At 70.1% G+C, this 18511-nt stretch carries 21 protein-coding genes and 1 pseudogene; 14 read left to right on the plus strand and 8 right to left on the minus strand.

The genetic code is table 11. The features are described from left to right. Positions 1-166 precede the first annotated feature (166 nt). A complete protein-coding gene (locus ACZ6MA_RS14630; protein ID WP_469433801.1) occupies positions 167-718 on the plus strand; it encodes a DUF4245 domain-containing protein in 552 nt (183 codons plus the stop codon). 189 nt (positions 719-907) lie between these two features. Here the strand turns inward: ACZ6MA_RS14630 and ACZ6MA_RS14635 are convergent, their stop codons facing one another. From ACZ6MA_RS14635 to ACZ6MA_RS14650, 4 genes are all read right to left on the minus strand, one after another. Then, positions 908-1498: a malonic semialdehyde reductase gene (locus ACZ6MA_RS14635; RefSeq protein ID WP_469433802.1), complete on the minus strand. Its 591-nt coding sequence runs from the start codon at positions 1496-1498 to the stop codon at positions 908-910. A 136-nt stretch (positions 1499-1634) separates the two neighbouring features. Then, positions 1635-1898 carry an exodeoxyribonuclease VII small subunit gene (locus tag ACZ6MA_RS14640; RefSeq protein ID WP_469433803.1) on the minus strand — a complete coding sequence of 88 codons (264 nt, stop codon included), beginning with the start codon at positions 1896-1898 and terminating at the stop codon, positions 1635-1637. Between the two features lie 10 nt (positions 1899-1908). Next, on the minus strand, positions 1909-3144 hold the full coding sequence (gene xseA / locus ACZ6MA_RS14645; protein WP_469433805.1) for an exodeoxyribonuclease VII large subunit: 1236 nt from the start codon (positions 3142-3144) through the stop codon (positions 1909-1911). 187 nt (positions 3145-3331) lie between these two features. Next, positions 3332-4684 carry an APC family permease gene (locus ACZ6MA_RS14650; protein ID WP_469433807.1) on the minus strand — a complete coding sequence of 451 codons (1353 nt, stop codon included), beginning with the start codon at positions 4682-4684 and terminating at the stop codon, positions 3332-3334. Positions 4685-4780: 96 nt separating this feature from the next. Here ACZ6MA_RS14650 and ACZ6MA_RS14655 point away from each other — a divergent pair, with 96 nt between their 5' ends. Beyond that, entirely contained in the window at positions 4781-5794 is a 1014-nt protein-coding gene (locus ACZ6MA_RS14655) for a 4-hydroxy-3-methylbut-2-enyl diphosphate reductase (RefSeq protein ID WP_469433809.1), read from the plus strand. Positions 5795-5857: 63 nt separating this feature from the next. Further along, positions 5858-6622: a polyphosphate--glucose phosphotransferase gene (ppgK, locus tag ACZ6MA_RS14660; protein ID WP_469433810.1), complete on the plus strand. Its 765-nt coding sequence runs from the start codon at positions 5858-5860 to the stop codon at positions 6620-6622. Here ppgK and ACZ6MA_RS14665 read toward each other — a convergent pair. Continuing rightward, positions 6519-7133 (minus strand): DUF6542 domain-containing protein, encoded by a 615-nt coding sequence (locus ACZ6MA_RS14665; RefSeq protein ID WP_469433812.1) that lies wholly within the window; start codon positions 7131-7133, stop codon positions 6519-6521. The two genes, ppgK and ACZ6MA_RS14665, sit on opposite strands and share 104 nt — an antisense overlap. 231 nt (positions 7134-7364) lie before the next feature. Here ACZ6MA_RS14665 and ychF point away from each other — a divergent pair, with 231 nt between their 5' ends. The 3 genes from ychF (at position 7365) to ACZ6MA_RS14680 (ending at position 9184) form a co-directional block, all read left to right on the plus strand. Further along, complete coding sequence (gene ychF, locus ACZ6MA_RS14670; RefSeq protein ID WP_469433814.1) at positions 7365-8453, plus strand: redox-regulated ATPase YchF; 1089 nt, start codon at positions 7365-7367, stop codon at positions 8451-8453. Between the two features lie 198 nt (positions 8454-8651). After that, positions 8652-8933 (plus strand): type II toxin-antitoxin system Phd/YefM family antitoxin, encoded by a 282-nt coding sequence (locus ACZ6MA_RS14675; protein WP_469062375.1) that lies wholly within the window; start codon positions 8652-8654, stop codon positions 8931-8933. Next, a complete protein-coding gene (locus tag ACZ6MA_RS14680; protein ID WP_351032907.1) occupies positions 8930-9184 on the plus strand; it encodes a Txe/YoeB family addiction module toxin in 255 nt (84 codons plus the stop codon). Before ACZ6MA_RS14675 ends, ACZ6MA_RS14680 begins: the two co-directional genes overlap by 4 nt. A 39-nt stretch (positions 9185-9223) precedes the next feature. Here ACZ6MA_RS14680 and ACZ6MA_RS14685 read toward each other — a convergent pair whose 3' ends face one another. The 3 genes and pseudogenes from ACZ6MA_RS14685 to ACZ6MA_RS14695 all read right to left on the minus strand — a co-directional run. Next, positions 9224-9805 carry a Uma2 family endonuclease gene (locus ACZ6MA_RS14685; protein WP_469433816.1) on the minus strand — a complete coding sequence of 194 codons (582 nt, stop codon included), beginning with the start codon at positions 9803-9805 and terminating at the stop codon, positions 9224-9226. Between the two features lie 163 nt (positions 9806-9968). Beyond that, complete coding sequence (locus ACZ6MA_RS14690; protein WP_469433817.1) at positions 9969-11138, minus strand: hypothetical protein; 1170 nt, start codon at positions 11136-11138, stop codon at positions 9969-9971. 58 nt (positions 11139-11196) lie between these two features. Continuing rightward, positions 11197-11352 (minus strand): annotated as a pseudogene (locus tag ACZ6MA_RS14695) (type II toxin-antitoxin system RelE family toxin); the annotation flags it as partial. A gap of 22 nt (positions 11353-11374) precedes the next feature. On the opposite strand from ACZ6MA_RS14695, the gene ACZ6MA_RS14700 reads away from it, so the two are divergent. The 8 genes from ACZ6MA_RS14700 to ACZ6MA_RS14735 all read left to right on the plus strand — a co-directional run bounded on the left by ACZ6MA_RS14700 (position 11375) and on the right by ACZ6MA_RS14735 (position 18430). Continuing rightward, positions 11375-11956, plus strand: coding sequence for a hypothetical protein (locus ACZ6MA_RS14700; RefSeq protein WP_469433818.1), 582 nt, complete (start codon positions 11375-11377; stop codon positions 11954-11956). 149 nt (positions 11957-12105) lie between these two features. Next, positions 12106-12492: a hypothetical protein gene (locus tag ACZ6MA_RS14705; RefSeq protein ID WP_469433820.1), complete on the plus strand. Its 387-nt coding sequence runs from the start codon at positions 12106-12108 to the stop codon at positions 12490-12492. A gap of 2 nt (positions 12493-12494) precedes the next feature. Further along, positions 12495-14105 carry a caspase family protein gene (locus ACZ6MA_RS14710; protein WP_469433822.1) on the plus strand — a complete coding sequence of 537 codons (1611 nt, stop codon included), beginning with the start codon at positions 12495-12497 and terminating at the stop codon, positions 14103-14105. Between the two features lie 232 nt (positions 14106-14337). Continuing rightward, entirely contained in the window at positions 14338-15090 is a 753-nt protein-coding gene (locus ACZ6MA_RS14715; protein ID WP_469434121.1) for a GntR family transcriptional regulator, read from the plus strand. A gap of 279 nt (positions 15091-15369) precedes the next feature. Continuing rightward, complete coding sequence (locus ACZ6MA_RS14720) at positions 15370-17037, plus strand: APC family permease (protein WP_469433823.1); 1668 nt, start codon at positions 15370-15372, stop codon at positions 17035-17037. A gap of 194 nt (positions 17038-17231) precedes the next feature. Beyond that, positions 17232-17411: an SPOR domain-containing protein gene (locus ACZ6MA_RS14725; protein ID WP_362219544.1), complete on the plus strand. Its 180-nt coding sequence runs from the start codon at positions 17232-17234 to the stop codon at positions 17409-17411. A 62-nt stretch (positions 17412-17473) separates the two neighbouring features. After that, on the plus strand, positions 17474-17923 hold the full coding sequence (locus ACZ6MA_RS14730; protein WP_469433825.1) for a (deoxy)nucleoside triphosphate pyrophosphohydrolase: 450 nt from the start codon (positions 17474-17476) through the stop codon (positions 17921-17923). 87 nt (positions 17924-18010) lie between these two features. Beyond that, positions 18011-18430 carry an ATP-binding protein gene (locus tag ACZ6MA_RS14735; protein ID WP_469433826.1) on the plus strand — a complete coding sequence of 140 codons (420 nt, stop codon included), beginning with the start codon at positions 18011-18013 and terminating at the stop codon, positions 18428-18430. The last annotated feature ends 81 nt before the right edge of the window (positions 18431-18511 follow it).

Raw genomic sequence — 18511 nt, forward strand, 5'->3', positions numbered from 1 at the left:
CGCCCCACGCATGAGCGGCGTCAAGGTGGGCGATGCGGTTGCGAACGATGGCCGGATGACGCGCGGCACTCGTCCGGCACGTCCGCCGGTACCCGGCCGCCCGTCGCCGCACGCCGGGCGGGCACCCCCGTCAAGATCGGACGGGGCATGGGGGACGATAGGGGGCGTGGCAGGTAGGAACGGAAAGACGCAGACCATCCGGAACATGATGCTGTCGATGGCGGTGGTCATCCCCGCGGCGGTCGTCAGCTATCTCTTCATCCCGCACGACGAGGACCACGACCCCATCAAGACGGTCGGCTACCGCGTGGAGCTGGACACGGCCCGGCGCGCGGCGCCGTACGCGGTGGCCGCGCCCGAGGGGCTGGGCAAGGGCTGGCGCGCGACGTCGGTCTCGTACAAGGCGCGCACCGAGGACGGCTCGGTCTGGCACCTGGGCTTCCTCGACCCGCAGCGGCAGTACGTCGCGGTCGAGCAGAGCGACGGCCCGGCGCGCGGCTTCATCCGCACCGCGAGCCAGCGTGCCGAGAAGACGGACCGGACGGAGCGGGTGGGGAACACCACCTGGCAGCGCTACGAGGGCGAGAAGTACAACGCCCTGGTGCGTGAGGAGCGCGGGGTGACCACCGTGGTCACGGGCACCGCCCCGCACGAGCGGCTCGTGGAGATGGCCGCGGCGCTCAAGGCCGAGTCGGCCGGCGCCGGGCCGTCGAACTGAGCCACGGCCCATCGCGGCCCGTCCGGCACTTGTCGGGCCCGTCCGGCGCTTGAGGACACCGCCGTGCGGCGGTGTGGCGCGGACGGCGTCCCGCGGCGCCCGTGCGCACGCCCCTCCGGAGACGATTGAGGCCCGTCCGCCTGGGGGGGTAGGCGGACGGGCCGGAGTCCGACCGTCGGGGGGAGACGGTCAGACGGTCGTGACGACCTGGTCGTAGGCCAGGCGCGGCGAGCGGGGGTGGCTGGCGTCGACGCCCGGCTTGCCGATGTTGATCACCATGAGCGGCGTGTGGTCGTCGTCCAGGAACTCCTTCTGGACGCCGGCGAAGTCGAAGCCGGTCATCGGGCCCGCGGCCAGACCGGCGGCGCGGATGCCCAGGATGAAGTAACCGGCCTGCAGGGCGCCGTTGAGCGCGGCCGACCCCTCACGGGCGGGACGCTCGGAGAAGAAGAGGTCCTTCGCCTGCGGGAAGTGCGGCATCAGGTACGGCAGGTCCTCGTGGAACTCGTTGTCCGTGGCGAGGATCGCGACCAGCGGCGCGGTGCGCGTCTTGGGGCGGTTGCCCTCGGCCATGTGCGACACCAGGCGCTCGCGGGCCTCTTCGGAGCGGACCAGCACCACGCGCAGCGGCGTCGAGTTGAACGCGGTGGGCGCGTACTGGATCAGGTCGTAGACGGCCTGCATCTGCTCGTCGGACACCGGCTCGTCGGTGAAGGTGTTGGCCGTGTGGGCCGCACGGAAGAGCAGGTCCTGAGCGGCGGCGTCGAGTGCGAGAGTCATGGGGACCACTCTACGCGAGGTGTATGAACTTTCAACTAAAACGGGGGGTTCGTGACCGGTCTCACACACCCCGCCGGTGGAGTGCGGGCGGGACGCCCGGGCCGGTGGGGGCGGGACGCCGGGCCGGTGGGGACGGTCAGCCCTCCTCGGCGGGCCGCTCGTCGTCGGACTCCGCCAGCGCCGCGTCGAGCCGCGCCCGGGCGCCCTCCAGCCAGCGGCGGCACACCTTCGCCAGCGCCTCGCCCCGCTCCCACAGGGCGAGCGACTCCTCCAGCGACGTACCACCGGCCTCCAGGCGGCGGACGACGTCGATCAGCTCGTCGCGCGCCTGCTCGTACCCCAGGGCGTCGTCGCCCCCCGGGGCACCTTCGTTCGTGTCCATCGCACCCGTCTTCGCCATGGGGTCCAGCCTATGCGGGCGGTGTGACGGCGGGGGGCACGGCGACGGCCCGCACCGTGAACCCGCCCTCCGCGACCCGCGCCCGCAGCTCCTCGTCCGCCGTCACCTCGTCGGCGGCGCGTACCACCGAGCCGTCCGCGTGCTGGAGCACCGCGTAGCCGCGCCGCAGCGTCGCCGCCGGGGACAGCGCGACCACGCGCGCCCGGGTGTGCGCCAACTCGGAGTCCGCCCGGTCGAGCAGATGCCCGAGCGTGCGCCGGCCGCGGTCCGCGAGCGCGGTGATCTGCTGTTCCCGCTCGTCCACCATCCGCTGCGGCCGCTCCATGCACGGCCGCGCCCGCGCCGCCGCCAGACCGCGCTCCTCGCTGTCCAGGTGCGCGGTGACACAGCGCAGCGCGCGCCCGCGCAGCTGCCCGACCCGGGCCAGCTCCTCACCCACGTCCGGTACGACCCGCTTCGCCGCGTCGGTGGGGGTGGAAGCGCGCAGATCGGCCACGAGGTCGAGCAGGGGCGAGTCCGGCTCGTGGCCGATGGCCGACACCAGCGGCGTACGGCACGCGGCCACGGTCCGTACGAGCTGCTCGTCCGAGAACGGCAGCAGGTCCTCCACGCTGCCGCCGCCACGGGCCACGATGATCACGTCCACGTCCGGCGCGGCGTCCAGCTCCTCGATCGCCGCCACGACCCCCGGCACGGCGTGCACGCCCTGCACGGGGACGTTGCGCACCTCGAACCGCACGGCGGGCCAGCGGTGCCGGGCGTTCTCCAGCACGTCGCGCTCGGCGGCGGAGGCCCGGCCGCAGACCAGCCCGATGAGCTGCGGCAGGAACGGCAGCGGCCGCTTGCGTTCGGCGGCGAACAACCCCTCCGCCGCCAGGGACTTCTTCAACCGCTCCAGCCGCGCCAGCAGCTCCCCGACCCCGACCGGCTTGATCTCGACCGCCCGCAGCGACAGCGAGCCGCGCGGCGCGTACCACTCGGGCTTGGCGTGCACGACGACGCGCGCGCCCTCCGAGACGACGTCCGCCACCTGGTCGAAGACGGCCCGGTAGCAGGTGACGGAGAGGGAGATGTCGTGCGAGGGGTCACGCAACGTCAAGAACACGACCCCGGCCCCGGGCCGCCGCGACAACTGAGTGATCTGGCCCTCCACCCACACGGCACCCAGCCGGTCGATCCAACCGCCGATCAGCCGGGACACCTGACCGACGGGGATCGGGGTCTCGGGGGACGTGTTGAGAGCCATGGGGCGAGGGTAGCGGGTCGTACGCGGCGGGTTGTTGTGCTGTGTCCTCAAGCGCCGGACGGCTCAGTTGCGGTCGAGCTCAGCCGAATCAAGCCCGTCCGGCGCTCGAGGCCGCGCCCGCAGGGCGCCCGCCGCCGCAGGCGGCAAGACGGCCCGCGGCCGGCGCGACAGGCGGCATGAGACGGCCTCACTCCGCCGTCGTCCGCCGCAGCGTCTGCGCACCCAGGACCCCCAAGCCGGCGGCCAGCCACACCGCCCCGACGATCTGCGCCGTGGCCGCCGCCTCCACGATGACCGCGATCGTCACCGCCAGCCCCAGCAGCGGCAGCACCACATGCCGTACCGGATGCGGCGCCCCGCCCCGCTTGCGGACCGCGAACCAGCCGATCACCGACAGGTGCAGCAGCGCGAACGCCACCAGCGCCCCCACGTCCACCACCGACACCAGCCGGTCCAGACCGTCGTCCCGCCGGGCGGCCCACACCGCCGCCACCAGCGTCACCGCGGCGGCGGACAGCAGGGCGAGGCGCGGCACCCCCGATCCCCGGTCCACCTTCGACAGAAGGGCCGGCAGCCGCCGGTCGCGGGCCATGGCGAACAGCAGCCGGCCCGCCGCCGCCTGGCCGGCCAGGGCGGCGAAGGCCGCGCCGATCGCCTTGCTGACGGCCACCAGGTCGTGCAGCCAGCTCCCGGTGGCCGAGTCGACCGTGTCGTAGAACGCCGCCCCCTGGCTCTCCGGCTTCGCCGCCAGTTCCGCCGGTGACATCGGCGCCAGCAGCGAAGCGAGGTACGTCTGCGCCACGAACAGCACACCCGCCACCACCAGACACGTCAGCACCGCCCGGGCCACCCGCTCCGACCCGCCCGTCGCCTCCTCCGCGAAGGAGGCGATCGCGTCGAAGCCCAGATAGGACAGCACCGCGACCGACACCGCCCCCAGCACGGCCGTCATGGAGAAGCCGCCCTCGCCCGCCAGCGGCGACAGCCAGCCGCGCCGCGCCCCGTCCTGGGCCAGCGCGACGACGGCCGCCACCAGGAAGACCAGCAGCACGACGATCTCCAAGGCCAGCACGAGGAAGCCGACCAGCGCCGCGGCCCGTACGCCCGACAGGTTCAGCACGGTCGTCACGACCACGGCGATCGCCGTCCACACCCACTGGTGCACGGCCGGCACCAGGGCGTGCATCGCGATGCCGGAGAAGAGGTACGCGACGGCCGGGATCAGCAGGTAGTCCAGCATCGCCATCCACCCGGCGACGAACCCCGCACTCTCGCCGAGCCCCAGGCGCGCGTACGTGAACACCGACCCCGCCTTCGGGGCGACCCGCACCATCTGCGCGTAGGAGAACGCCGTGAAGGCCATCGCGGCCGTCGCCACGAGGTAGACCAGCGCCACGGCCCCGTGCGACTTCGCGTCCAGCGTGCCGAAGACGCCCACCGGCGCCATGGGGGCGATGAACAGCAGGCCGTAGACGACCAGATCCCGGAAGGACAGCGTCCGGCGGAGCGCGCCGTCGTCGCCGGCGGGTGGTGCGGACATGGAGGCCCCCTCGCTGGTGCGGCGAATCGTTCCCCCAGCTTCGGCCACCACGCCGGTCCGACGACCGGGGGCGCGCCGGTGGGACGGGCCCGTACGATGGACGGCATGACTGCCACGCCCGCCCGTAAGGTCCTGCTCGCCGCCCCCCGTGGCTACTGCGCGGGTGTCGACCGTGCCGTGATCGCCGTCGAGAAGGCCCTTGAGCAGTACGGTGCGCCGGTCTATGTGCGCCACGAGATCGTCCACAACAAATACGTGGTCAAGACGCTCGAGAAGAAGGGCGCCATCTTCGTCGAGGAGACGGCCGAGGTGCCCGAGGGCAACATCGTGATCTTCTCGGCGCACGGTGTCGCCCCGGTCGTCCACGACGAGGCCGCCCGCGGCAAGCTGGCCACCATCGACGCCACGTGCCCGCTGGTCACCAAGGTCCACAAGGAAGCCGTCCGCTTCGCCAACGAGGACTACGACATCCTCCTCATCGGCCACGAGGGCCACGAAGAGGTCATCGGCACCAGCGGCGAGGCCCCGGACCACATCCAGCTCGTCGACGGCCCCAAGGACGTCGCCAACGTGGAGGTCCGTGACGAGTCCAAGGTCGTCTGGCTCTCCCAGACCACCCTCTCCGTCGACGAGACGATGGAGACCGTGGACGCGCTGAAGACCAAGTTCCCGCAGCTCATCAGCCCGCCCAGCGACGACATCTGCTACGCCACGCAGAACCGCCAGACCGCGGTCAAGCAGATGGGCGCCGACGCCGACCTCGTCATCGTCGTCGGCTCCAAGAACTCCTCCAACTCCGTCCGGCTGGTCGAGGTGGCCCTCGGCGCGGGCGCCCGCGCCGCCCACCTGGTGGACTTCGCCGACGAGATCGACGAGGCGTGGCTGGAGGGCGTGGCCACGGTCGGCGTGACCTCCGGCGCCTCGGTGCCCGAGATCCTCGTCGACGGCGTCCTGGAGTGGCTCGCCCAGCACGGCTACGCCGATGTCGAGGTCATCACCGCCGCCAAGGAGTCCATCACCTTCTCGCTGCCCAAGGAGCTGCGCCGCGATCTGCGGGCCGAGGCCGCGGAGCTCTCGGCGGAGTCCGCCGGGTCGGCGGAGACCGCCTGATCGTCCCGCCGGGGCCGCACGTACGGGGGGTGTCGCGCGGCGGCACCCCTTAGCGTGGTCGTCATGGACGTATTCGGCGTGGACATCGGCGGATCGGGCATCAAGGGCGCACCGGTCGATCTGGCCCGGGGTGAGCTGGCGGAGGAGCGTTTCAAGGTCCTCACCCCTCATCCGGCGACCCCGGACGCGGTGGCGGACCGCGTCCGCGAGGTCGTGGAGCACTTCGGCTGGTCCGGCGGCCCGATCGGGGCGACCTTCCCCGGCGTGGTCGTCGACGGCACGACGCGCACGGCGGCGAACGTCGCCGCGGAGTGGGTGAACCGGGACGCGGCGGGCCTGCTGCGCGAGCGGCTCGGGGCGCCGGTGACGGTGCTGAACGACGCGGACGCCGCCGGACTCGCCGAAATGCACTACGGCGCGGGCCGCGGCCGCAAGGGCACGGTCATCGTTCTCACCTTCGGCACGGGCATCGGCAGCGCCGTGTTCATCGACGGCAGGCTCGTGCCCAACACGGAGCTGGGCCATCTGGAGCTGCGCGGTCACGACGCGGAGAAGCGCGCCTCGACTCGGGCCAAGGAGGACAAGGGCCTGAGCTGGGAGCGCTGGGCCAAGCGGGTCGAAAGGTACCTGCTGCACGTCGAGGGGCTCTTCTCGCCCGAGCTGTTCGTGATCGGCGGCGGTGTCAGCCGCAAGGCGGACAAGTTCCTGCCGCTGATCAAGGGGGTCAGCGCGGAGATCGTTCCCGCCCGGCTGGAGAACGGTGCGGGGATCGTGGGGGCCGCGATGGCCGCTTCCGCTGCCGGTTCCGCTCCCGCCTTCGCGCTCTGATCAGCGTGATCCTGCGGACGAGGGCGATCAGGGCGGCCAGCAGGGTTCCGGCGTAGAGCCACCCGGCGTTCAGCGACAGCAGGGTGACCAGCCCCATGACGCGGTCGCCGAGGCCGCTCCCGCCACCGCTGACCGGCACCCCGCCGACGGCGTACGCGATGGGCGCGCTGATCGGCGCGGTGACCAGGTCGGCGGGCCGCACCCACAGCGCGCAGGCCGCGCCGGCGATGAGGAAGAACACACCGTAGACGGCGGGGGAGCCGTCCAGCAGTGCCGCGTCCGCCGCGCCGATCGCCAGCATCGCCAAGGCGGTGAGCAGCCCACTGCCGAGCCCCGTGAGCCGGGCCGCGGGCATCCGCTCCAGGGCCTGCCGCAGCGGCGGCAGCCCGGGCCCCGGCCCGGTCCGGTGGACCATCGCGCGCTCGCCCTGTCCTACGGGGGCAGCGGGGCGCGGCACGGGCGACGTGCGGCGGGCCTTGCGCTGCGGGGTACGTGTGCTGGGTTGCTCCACCCGACCAAAGTAGGTCGAGAAGCGGGAGGAATCCGGCATGGGACACGCCCTTTGAGTCACCTTGTCCAAGCGTTCGAAGGACTGCCCGTTCGGGGCGGGCTCGCGGCGCGGACCCGTAGACTGGTTGACCGGCCCCGCCCGGGGGCCGGGACCCTTTACACCATTCCCGGACGACGCACGGCGCACCGCCGCCCGCGTCGCTACGGGAATCTCGCTACGGGAAGTCGCCACGTGTCGCTCACGATCGGAATCGTCGGTCTGCCGAATGTCGGCAAGTCGACCCTGTTCAACGCCCTGACCAAGAACGACGTACTGGCGGCCAACTACCCGTTCGCCACCATCGAGCCCAACGTCGGTGTCGTCGGCGTCCCCGACCCCCGGCTGCAGAAGCTCGCGGAGATCTTCAATTCGCAGAAGATCCTCCCCGCCACGGTCGACTTCGTCGACATCGCGGGCATCGTGCGCGGTGCCTCGGAGGGTGAGGGCCTGGGCAACAAGTTCCTCGCGAACATCCGTGAGTCCGACGCGATCTGCCAGGTCATCCGTGCCTTCAAGGACGAGAACGTCGTCCACGTCGACGGCAAGGTCTCGCCCAAGGACGACATCGAGACCATCAACACCGAGCTGATCCTCGCGGACCTCCAGTCCGTCGAGAAGGCCGTCCCGCGCCTGACCAAGGAGTCCCGTCTCCAGAAGGAGAAGGTCGCGGTCCTGGCCGCCGTGGAGTCCGCCCGGAAGATCCTCGAGTCCGGCCAGACGTTGTTCTCGGCCGGCATCACCAAGGGCACCGAGCAGGGCGACCTGCTGCACGAGCTGCACCTGCTGACCACCAAGCCGTTCCTCTACGTCTTCAACGTCGACGAGGACGAGCTGGTCGACGAGGACTTCAAGAACGAGCAGCGCGCCCTGGTCGCCCCGGCCGAGGCGATCTTCCTCAACGCGAAGATCGAGTCCGAGCTGATCGAGCTGGACGACGACGAGGCGCTGGAGCTTCTGCAGTCCATGGGCCAGGAAGAGCCCGGCCTGGCCACCCTCGGCCGCGTCGGCTTCGCCACCCTGGGCCTGCAGACCTACCTGACGGCCGGCCCGAAGGAAACCCGCGCCTGGACCATCAAGAAGGGCGCCACGGCCCCCGAGGCGGCCGGTGTCATCCACACCGACTTCCAGAAGGGCTTCATCAAGGCCGAGGTCATCTCCTTCGACGACCTCGTCGCCACCGGCTCCGTCGCCGAAGCCCGCGCGGCCGGCAAGGCCCGCATGGAGGGCAAGGAGTACGTGATGGCGGACGGCGATGTGGTGGAGTTCCGCTTCAACGTCTGAGCGTGTGCATTAGCACCACGTCGCTCACTGGATAAACTTGCAGGTCAGAAGGGCCCGCCTCCTCGGAGACGGGCCCTTGGCCTTTTCCCGTGCTGGGATGGTGCTGGGGCGGCGGACAGTCCGTCAGGTCCATCTCCCTGCTCGGCGGCGCTGAGAGTGGTACGTTATTAGGTACCACTTGAGGGAAGAGGTAGGGGTATGTCCATAACTGCGAGCGAAGCCCGCAAGGAACTCTTTCCGCTGATCAAGAAGGTCAACGAGAACCACGAGGCCATCGAGATCGTCTCGAAGCACGGTAACGCCGTGCTCGTCTCGGCTGAGGACTATGCGGCGCTGCGCGAGGGCTCGTACCTGCTGCGCTCGCCGGCGAACGCGCGCCGGTTGCTCAAGGCGTACGAGAACGCCCTGGCCCACGTCAACGTGTCGGAGCGGGAGCTGATCGATCCGGATTCGACGGACGCGGGTGCGGGTGCCGCGTGAGGCTTGTCTTTGAGGATCAGGGCTGGGAGGACTACACGTCCTGGCTCAAGAACGACCGCAAGATGCTCGCCCGGATCAACAAGCTCATCGAGGACGTCAGGCGCGACCCGTTCACGGGTATCGGCAAGCCTGAGCCGTTGAAGTACCACTTGCCCGGGGCGTGGTCGCGACGGATCGACGACGAGCACCGCCTCGTGTACCTGGTGACAGACAAGGAAATCGTCGTCCTTGCGGCTCGTTACCACTACTGACCGCCCGTGCTGACCTGGTGCCGACCCCGAATCGTGGTGTCAGCTCGACAGGTCCGGTGCCAGCTTGTCCAGATCGAGACTGATCTCGAACGGCAAGGAGCGCTGGAGCGCGTGGCGGAAGATTCCCGCCGGCGCGTACGAGCCGGTCGGCTCATCCAGCTCGTATACGTGCACGGCGGGGACGGTGCCCTCGTCATCGATGCACCAGTAGTGCCGGATACCGGCCTCGGCGTACTTGCGAAGCTTGACGGTCCGGTCGCGGTGGGCGGATTCCGGCGAGACCACCTCGACGACGAGCTGGACGTCTTCGGGAGCGAACCAGGTGCGGTCAGGGTCGTACGGGGCCGTGGTCACCACGAGGTCCGGCTCCGGGCGGTTTCGGGCATCGAGGCGGATCGTCATCTCCCGACCGACCCTGAAACCCGCTGGGGCCTGCGCCCTGAGGGCCAACGTGAGGTCGGTGACGATCTCTCCGTGCCACCAGCGCTGGGGCGACAGCCTGAAGACGAGGGCGCCGTCGATCAGCTCGGTGTGGCGCGGCGCTTCCGGGAGGCGGTCCAGGTCCTCCGCGAACCAGCCTTCCGCGCGCGGCGGGCGCATCCACTCGGGCAGTGCGGTCATGGCTGCACGGTAGCGGCCCGCAGCTGAGGCTGGAGAGTCAATGATCCCGGCCGGGGGAATTGCCGCATCACTTGCCGCACGATAACCGGCCACCATCTAACATCCGCCCATGAGCGACTCATCGGTTCCCGTTGCCGGGTGGGGCACAAGCTCCTGGAAGTTTTTAGTCGCTGAACGGTTCGAGCATCGGCTGGAAGGCGGAGTCCTCCTCATCGGGAACGTACGGGAGGAAGCCATCGGGGACGGTGCGGGCGGCGGCGGTGAGGAGGCGGTCGAGGACTTCCCGTTCGGTGGCCGGGGGAAGCCGCAGGGCGGCGAGGAGGCGGTCGCGGACGGTGGGGTGGTCCGGGTGGTCGTCGAGATAGTCGGAGTTGAGGGCAGGAGGACGGAAGCCGGCCAGGGCGTCGTGCCAGGACGGGAGGACGATGGCGAGCGTCAGGGCCTCGGCGAGCGACTCGGCGATGAGAGAGGCCCGGCCCTCGGAGTCGGTGTAGAGGACGGGCCGGAGGCCGCCCGGGGCGGCCGGACCGCAGAGGTAGTGGGTACCGCCCGCGTTGCAGCCGGCGACGGGCTCCACCGGGAGGCCGTTGGGCAGGGCGATCGGCTCGATCGGGTCGGTGCGGGCGAGGTCGAACTCGCCGTCGCGGGCAAGGTGGGCGGCGACCTCGGAATGTGCGGCGACCCTGCGGAGAAGTGCGTCGTCCGAGAAGGCGGCCGGGTTGAGGGCCGTGGCCATCGCAGGCGTGAGGGGATGTCCGGCGAGGAGATGACGGACGGCGTCGAGGGGGACGGGACGCTCGTAGTAATCCTCGAAGTGGGCCTGGACCGCCTCGGGGGACCGGTCAGTGAGAAGGCCGAAGAGGAAGCCGGAGCCATCCGGATCCTCGCTGCCGGACGGGAAGTCGATCGCCGAGCCGGTGCGCCAGGCGGTGTCGCCGGTCTCCCGCCACAGGCAGGCGGTGACGCGAGGGGCGTCAATGCCCTCGTCGTGGAAGGCGGGTTCGTCCAGGAGCGGGCGCAGCGCGGCGGGCACTTCGTCGATGACGCCGGGCCAGACCTGCTCGTCGTCCGTCCCGTACGGGCTCATCTCCGACTCGTGGTCGAAGCCGCGTATGAGTACACCGGCCGGGGTGAAGTGGACGGAGAAGTCGTCTCCCGAGCCGTTGTCCATCAGGGCCACCTCCGCTCCGGGGCCCGAGGTGGCGTCGAAGGTGTAGGAGCGGAACCGCGGATCATCGCCGACCGTGGCATCCAGAACCGACAGTGCGCGCAGGTGGACGCGGAGTTCGGCGGGGTCGGGGAGGAGCGAGGCGGCCTCGTGCGCAGTACTCATGGCGCCATGAAAGCAGCGGCCACTGACAGTCCGGCGCGACCGACCCGCGGCGCAGGGATCAGGTGTCGTAAACGGTGGAGTGGTGCTCGGCGTGGACGACCCAGACCACCAGCTCTCCGTTGTCGATCGTGTAGACGACGCGGTAGTCGCCGAAACGCAGACGGCGTCGCTCGGGCTGGGACACGAGTGCGGTGGTGTTGAAGAGGGGTGTTGTGCCGCTGATCCATCATGGGCGAATGGATGTCGTCGGGATACTTGAGGCCGCCTCGCTGCTGGTACCCGACGGAGTGGCGACCGGCAACGACATCACCGTCTCCGATGTCTGGGACTACCTGGCGCACGACGAGTGGGAAGTGGCACTCGACCTGCTGCAGGAGCTGAGTGACGGATGGACCGCGCCGACGGGTTTCTGGGACGAGCTGGCACGCGCGGCCGGGATGCTGGGGTTCGAACGGAGCCGCGAGTGGTGCTCGTGGCGGGGTGCGGAGACGGGAGTGGGCGTCATCCGGGCCCAACTGGTCCTCCGCCCGGCCGGTGAGATGTTCCGGCGTACGCCGATACCCGGAGCCGGGATGCTGCGGCCGATGTGGGACATCGGCAACCGGACGGACGGCGGAGCGCCTGAACTGGACATCGCCCGGCTGTGGGTCGAGTTCGCCGGTGACCTCGCGCCCGGTGCGCGGACTACGGTGCGGCTCCTGCCCCTGACGGCGGCGCGGTGGAGGCACCTCGGGCCGGGCGACCGGATCACGATGTACGAGAGCACAGTGGCGGGCGGGACGGCGACGATTCTGGACGTGCGCCCCCCGCCGGGGTAGCGGCGGCCAGGCGGGCCACCCGCGCGAGGGCGCCGGCTCTCTCTCGCGGGGTGCCCCCTTCCGGGCGTAGCGTTGAAGGGTACGAGGCATCCGGGCCGGACCCGTGGCGTCCAGTGGTCATCGGGTCACAGGCATGAGCGGGTGAGCCGATGACTGACGAGTTGCGTCTGTACCTTCGCGAGGACGGCGCGGACACGGAGTACCTGAACAGCCTCGCCGGCTATTTGCGGGAGGAACTCCTTCGGCTCGACGTGGCGGACGTGGCTCCGCTGTCCGCCGGGCCCGCGCCTGAGGGCGCGCGGGCCTTCGATGCCGCGGCGGCCGGCGGTCTCGTGGTGAGCCTGGGGCAGTCGGCCGTGATGCTCCAGTCGGTCGTGCGCGCCGTGCGCCAATGGCTGAGCCGCAGCCAGGGCGTCTCGCGGACCGTGCGACTGGAACTCGGTGACGACGTCCTGGAACTTTCCGACGTGTCGCCCGCCGACCGGGAGAGGCTGGTGGAGCTGTTCGTCAGCCGGCATGTGGGCACCGGAGGCTGACCATGGAAGGCAAGCGGCTTGCTCTGATCGTCGCCAATGACACGTACGAGGACACGGGCCTGGAACGACTCAGGTCGCCGGCCGAGGACGCCCTGGCCCTCGGTCGCGTACTCGAAGACCCGCGCATCGGTGACTTCGACGTACAGGTCGTGCGCAACCAGCCGGCCCACGTCACCGAGGAGAGGATCGAGGGGTTCTTCAGTGAGGGCGGCGTCGCCGACCTCCTTCTTCTGCATTTCTCCTGTCACGGGCTGAAGAACCAGTCCGGGAATCTGTATTTCGCCGCCTCCAACACCCGGTTGAACAGGCTGGCGGCCTCGGGCATATCCGCCCAGTTCGTGCAGCAGTGCATGGCGGAGAGCCGGTCGCGCAGTGTGGTGCTGCTCCTGGACTGCTGCTACGGGGGCGCTTTCGCGCAGGGCGCCCACGTCCGCGCGGCGGGGGACATGCACGTGCTCGATGCCTTCGGTGATCTCGGGGGCGGGCGTGGCCGGGCGGTCATCACCGCCTCCGACGCGATGGGGTACTCCTTCGAGGGGGAACGGCTCGCCGATGACGCGGAGCCGGAGCCCTCGGTCTTCACCAGCGCCGTGGTGGAGGCGCTCGAGACGGGCAAGGCGGACCGGGACGAGGACGGCCGCATATCGCTGAACGAGCTGTACGACTACGTCTTCGACCAGGTGCGTGCGCGCAATCCGAGTCAGACGCCGGGCAGGAAGTTCGATTTGCAGGGCGATCTGTTCGTCGCCCGCAGCCGGCGGCGCCGGATTCGCCCCGAACCGATTCCGGCCGCCTTGCGCACGGCATTGACCGATTCCAACATGTTCACCCGCCTCGGGGCCGTCACGGAGCTGAAAGCCCGTTTGTGGAGTGAGGATCTCGGTATTGCCTGCGGAGCCCACGAGGCGTTGACCGAGGTGGTCCGTACCGACATCCAAACGGTCTCCCAGGCTGCCGCACAGGTGTTGGAAGAGGTGGCGGTGAGCCCCGAGACTTGGGTCGACTTCGGGACCGTGGCCCAGCACGCGCCCAGCCCGTCCGAGACCGTGCCCCCCGGGCAGCCCCCGATCGCGTGCAGTGGCGTGCCGGAGTCGTCGGACAGCTGGTTGCGTGCCACCGAGTCGCCGGACGGCACCGAGATCTCCGTGGACACCTCACGCGCGGGTTCGTTGCGGGGCGAGGTCACCTTGCGGGGGCCCGTGGGCGAGGCCCTGATCCATGTGGCCGCCGAGGTGACCGATCAGCCGACGGACGGGACGGGCCCCACGGATCCCACGGAAGAGGACCGGCGAAAGCCCCGTGAACCGAAGACCGCGCAGGAGCCCTGGGCGGCGGCCTCCGCGACGGTGCCGGTGCACACGCAGGCCAAACTGGCCCTGGGGCTGGCTCTGGGAGCCCTTCCGCTCAGTCTCTTCTTCGCGCTCGGGCTGATCCCCGCGATCTTCTCGCTCAAGCAGGCGCGGACCTCCGACGCGGCCATCAAGTCCTCGTCCGGTGCGTACGGGGGCAGAGGTCTCAATACGGCCGCCAGAGTCATCGCCTGGGTGGCCATCGGCCTGTCCTTGCTGTTCCTTCCGTTCACGATTCAGGAACTCCTCAAAGGGTCCCCCTAGGACACGCCGCCCCTCGCCGCCCCTCCACGATGGGTCACGCTCCGTATTCGCTCCGTCCGTGAGTGATAACCGGATGTGCCCCGGGGTAGTGCTGTGCGCATGTGCGCGCGTCGCCCGATCACACGCCGCTGAGCTGCAATTCACCACATCTAGTGAATGCTTGGCCTTGAGTTGCGGATCACAACCGTCGGTTGCCAAGCTGTTGCGGACTGTCAACTTGATGGGAGTGGACGTGGCCTTCGGTGACCAGCCCGCATATCTCCGCGTCGCCGGTGATCTTCGCCAGAAGATCGTCGCAGGCGAGTTGCCGCCGCATACCCGACTCCCCTCGCAAGCGCGCATCCGCGAGCAGTACGGCGTCTCCGACACCGTCGCCCTGGAGGCGCGCAAGGTGCTGATGGCCGAGGGGCTGGTCGAGGGCCGGTCCGGGTCGGGGACGTATGTGCGGGAGCAGCCCGTGCCGCGGGCGCTCGTGCGGACGGGGTACCGGTCGGTGGGGGATTCCACGCCGTTCCGGCAGGAGCAGGCCGACGACCGGGTCAAGGGGACCTGGGAGTCGCGCAGTGAGCAGGTCGCGGCCGGTGCCGAGGTGGCGCGGCGGCTGCGGATCGCGGTCGGCGACCGGGTGATGCGGACGCATTACCTCTTCCGGGCCGCGGGGGAGCCGGCCATGCTCTCCACCTCCTGGGAGCCGCTGGCCGTCACCGGGCGGACGCCCGTGATGCTGCCCGAGGAGGGGCCGCTGGCCGGCAAGGGGGTGGTCGAGCGGATGGCCGCCATCGATCTGATCGTGGACAACGTCACCGAGGAGGTCAGCGCGCGCCCCGGGCTGGCCGAGGAGGCGCTGGCGCTCGGCGGGGTGCCCGGCCACTGCGTGCTGGTCGTCTCGCGCACCTACCTCGCGGGGGGCTGCCCGGTCGAGACGGCGGACGTGGTCATGCTCGCCGAGCGGCACCGCGTCGCCTACCACCTGCCGGTGAAGTGAAGATGACGTGAAGGTGAAGCGGCCGTCTCAAGGGTGATTCGATGACGGCCGTGGCGAGTTGACGTCCGGAAATGTGGCCTACGTCGGCTTGTGCCCCCGGAAGATTATGCGCACCTTGGGCCATAATGTCCTGATTCGGCAAGGTGGATCTTTGTGTTGCAAACCTCACATACGCCCAGGTCAGAGCGTTTTTGCGGAAGGGACCCGGCCAATTCGCTCGTACGATGGCGCGGTTTGTGTCGTGCCGTGGGGGAGTAGAAAGTAAAGGAGATCCGGGGCTTGAGTACCGAACAGGGTTCCCACTCGCATTACCGCCGGAGCTTGGGCACGGCGGCCCTGACGGCCGTCGGTCTCGGGTCGATCATCGGCTCCGGCTGGCTCTTCGGAGCCGAGCGAGCCGCCGCGCTGGCCGGTCCGGCCGCGATTCTCGCCTGGGTCATCGGTGCCGTCGTGGCGCTGACCATCGCCCTCACCTACACCGAGCTGGGCTCGATGTTCCCGAAGGCCGGCGGCATGGTGCGGTTCGGCCAGTACTCGCACGGCTCGCTCGCCGGGTACATGGCCGCCTGGGCCAACTGGATAGCGATCGTCTCCGTCATCCCCGGCGAGGCGACGGCGTCCATCCAGTACATGAGCTCCTGGGACTTCGGCTGGGCGGAGGGCCTGTTCGACGGCAAGGAACTCACCGGCACCGGCCTGGCCTGCGCCAGCGTCCTGGTGGTCTTCTACTTCTTCCTGAACTGGTTCGCGATCACCCTGTTCGCCAAGACGAACAACGCGATCACGGTGTTCAAGATCGTTGTGCCGGTGCTCACCGCGGGCGCGCTGATCTTCGCGCACTTCGACACCGGCAATGTGACCGACCACGGCGGGTTCGCCCCGAACGGCTGGAGCGCGGTCTTCAGCGCCGTCGCCGTCGCCGGCATCGTCTGGGCCTTCAACGGCTTCCAGTCCCCGCTGAACATGGCCGCCGAGGCCCGTAACCCGGGCAAGTCGCTGCCGAAGGCCGTCATAGGCTCGATCCTGATCGCCCTGGTGATCTACATCGCCCTCCAGGTCGCGTTCCTGATGGCCGTCCCGGCCCAGGACCTCACCGCGGCCGGCGGCTGGAACGCGCTGGGCTACAAGTCCCCGCTCGCTGACCTCTCCGTCGCCTGGGGCCTGAACTGGCTGGCGCTGCTGCTGTACGCGGACGCGTTCGTCTCCCCGTCCGGCACCGGCATGATCTACGCGGCCACCACCTCGCGCATGATCAACGGTGTCCAGGAGAACGGCCACCTGCCCAAGGTCTTCGGCAAGGTCGACCCCAAGACGGGCGTGCCGAAGCCGGCCCTGCTGCTCAATCTGGTGATCTCGTTCATCTTCCTGGCCGTCTTCCGCGGCTGGGGCTCGATAGCCGAGATCGTCGGTGTGGCCACGGTCATCTCGTACATCACCGGACCGGTCGCCGTGATGTCGCTGCGCCGGATCGCGCCCGGCATGAAGCGCCCGGTCAAGCTGAAGGCCATGCCGGTCATCGCGCCCATAGCGATGATCTTCGGTTCGCTGGTCATGTACTGGGCGCGCTGGCCGCTGACGGGCAAGGTCATCTTCATCATGGCCATCGGTCTGCCGATCTGGGCCTGGTACGAGCTGCGCAAGCCGTGGGCCGAGCTGAAGCCGCATCTGCAGGCCGGCGCCTGGATGGTGACGTATCTGCTGGTCATGGCCTTCGTGTCCTGGGCCGGCGGCACCGAGTTCGGCGGCAAGGGCTACCTCGCCCAGGGCTGGGACATCGTCGTGGTCATCATGATCGCCCTCGCCTTCTACTTCTGGGGCGTGCGCAGCGCCTGGCGCAACCCCACCCTGGTGGAGGTCGAGAAGGAGATGACGGCGCTCGCCGAGGCCGAGGAGCGCGCGGAGGCGGAACTCGCCAAGACCGCCGAGAAGCAGGCGGCGAAGGCGTAGCCTTCCCGTCGAGCGAACGCTGATTTGGCCACCCACGGATGCCCGTGGGTGGCCAAATGCTTACCTCTTCGTGAAAACCCATATCCGCTGCGTAAAGGTCGGGCGTACGCTCGGGCATATGCGGACTGCGGTTTCTTCGGAAGGCGCCGACGGGCGTACGCCGGTGTGCAACGCCACAGCGGAAGGGCGGGGCGATGAATGAGACTGGACCGGTCCTGCCCTGGCTGGTGATCCGCCAGGACGAGAACGGCAACCGCTACCGCGTCGGCCGCTACGCCACGAAGACCGAGGCCGAGAAGGTGGCCGACCGGCTGGACACCCGCGGTCACCCCCAGCTCTACATAGTGGAGCGCGTGGGGCGGGCGGTCTCGTAGCGGGGCGTCGCGCGCGGTCTCCCGGTAGGCGCGCGTGGTCCCGCGGCACATAGGCTCCGCCCATGACGACGGTACGTGTGGTGGTGGGTGGAGCGGTCCTCGACCGGGGGCGGCTGCTCGCCGCGCGGCGCAGCGCCCCGCCCGAACTGGCGGGCCGGTGGGAGCTGCCCGGCGGCAAGGTCGAGCCCGGCGAGAGTGCCCGGCAGGCGCTCGTACGCGAGCTGCGCGAGGAGCTGGGCGTCGAGGCGGAACCGCTCGCGCGCATCGAGGGCGAGTGGCCGCTGAAGCCGCCGTATGTCCTCCACGTCTGGACGGCACGGCTGTCGGCGGGTGAGCCCCGTCCGCTCCAGGACCACGACGAGCTGCGCTGGCTCACCCCGGACCGGGTGGACGAGGTCGACTGGATCGAGGCGGACCGCCCCGCGGTCGCCGCCGCCGTACGTCTGCTCTCCGCTGGAGTGACCGATTCCGATACGCCATCCGTGCCACAGGGGGCGGTCCGGGACCACTGAGGAAGATAGTCAGGCGCGATATCCGGGTATGTGCTGATTATTCTCCCTTAATCCGGGCATACCGGTGGGGTCGCAGCGGTCTGGGAAGTGGTCGGCGTGAGCGACAGCGCAGGGACCTTGGCATCCACGCCCGGATTCGCCGAGTGGAGCTTCCCCGCGGAGCCGGGCGCCGTGCGCACCGCCCGCACCCTGGTGCGCGACACGCTCGAGGAGTGGGGGATGTCGGGCGTCACCGATGTGACGGTCCTGCTGGTCAGCGAGCTGGTCACCAATTCCCTGCGGTACGCGAGCGGCCCGATCGGGGTGCGGATGTACTCGCACGCGGGCCCGGTCCTCCTCGTCGAGGTCTCCGATCCGCTGCCCGACCCGCCCCGCGAGCGCGTCGCCGAACCCGACGACGAGGGGGGCCGGGGGCTGCAACTGGTGGCTCTCGCCTCGCGCCGCTGGGGGACCCGGCGCGGGAACACCGGCAAAACGGTGTGGTTCGAGCTGGGCTTGCCCGGTTAGGAACCCGGGGAGAAGACATAGCGGGTTGAGACCGTGCTGTGATCGTGAAGTCCGTGTTCCGAAGGGCCCCTGTGCTGGATA

The organism is Streptomyces sp. NPDC042259 (genome assembly GCF_055582085.1).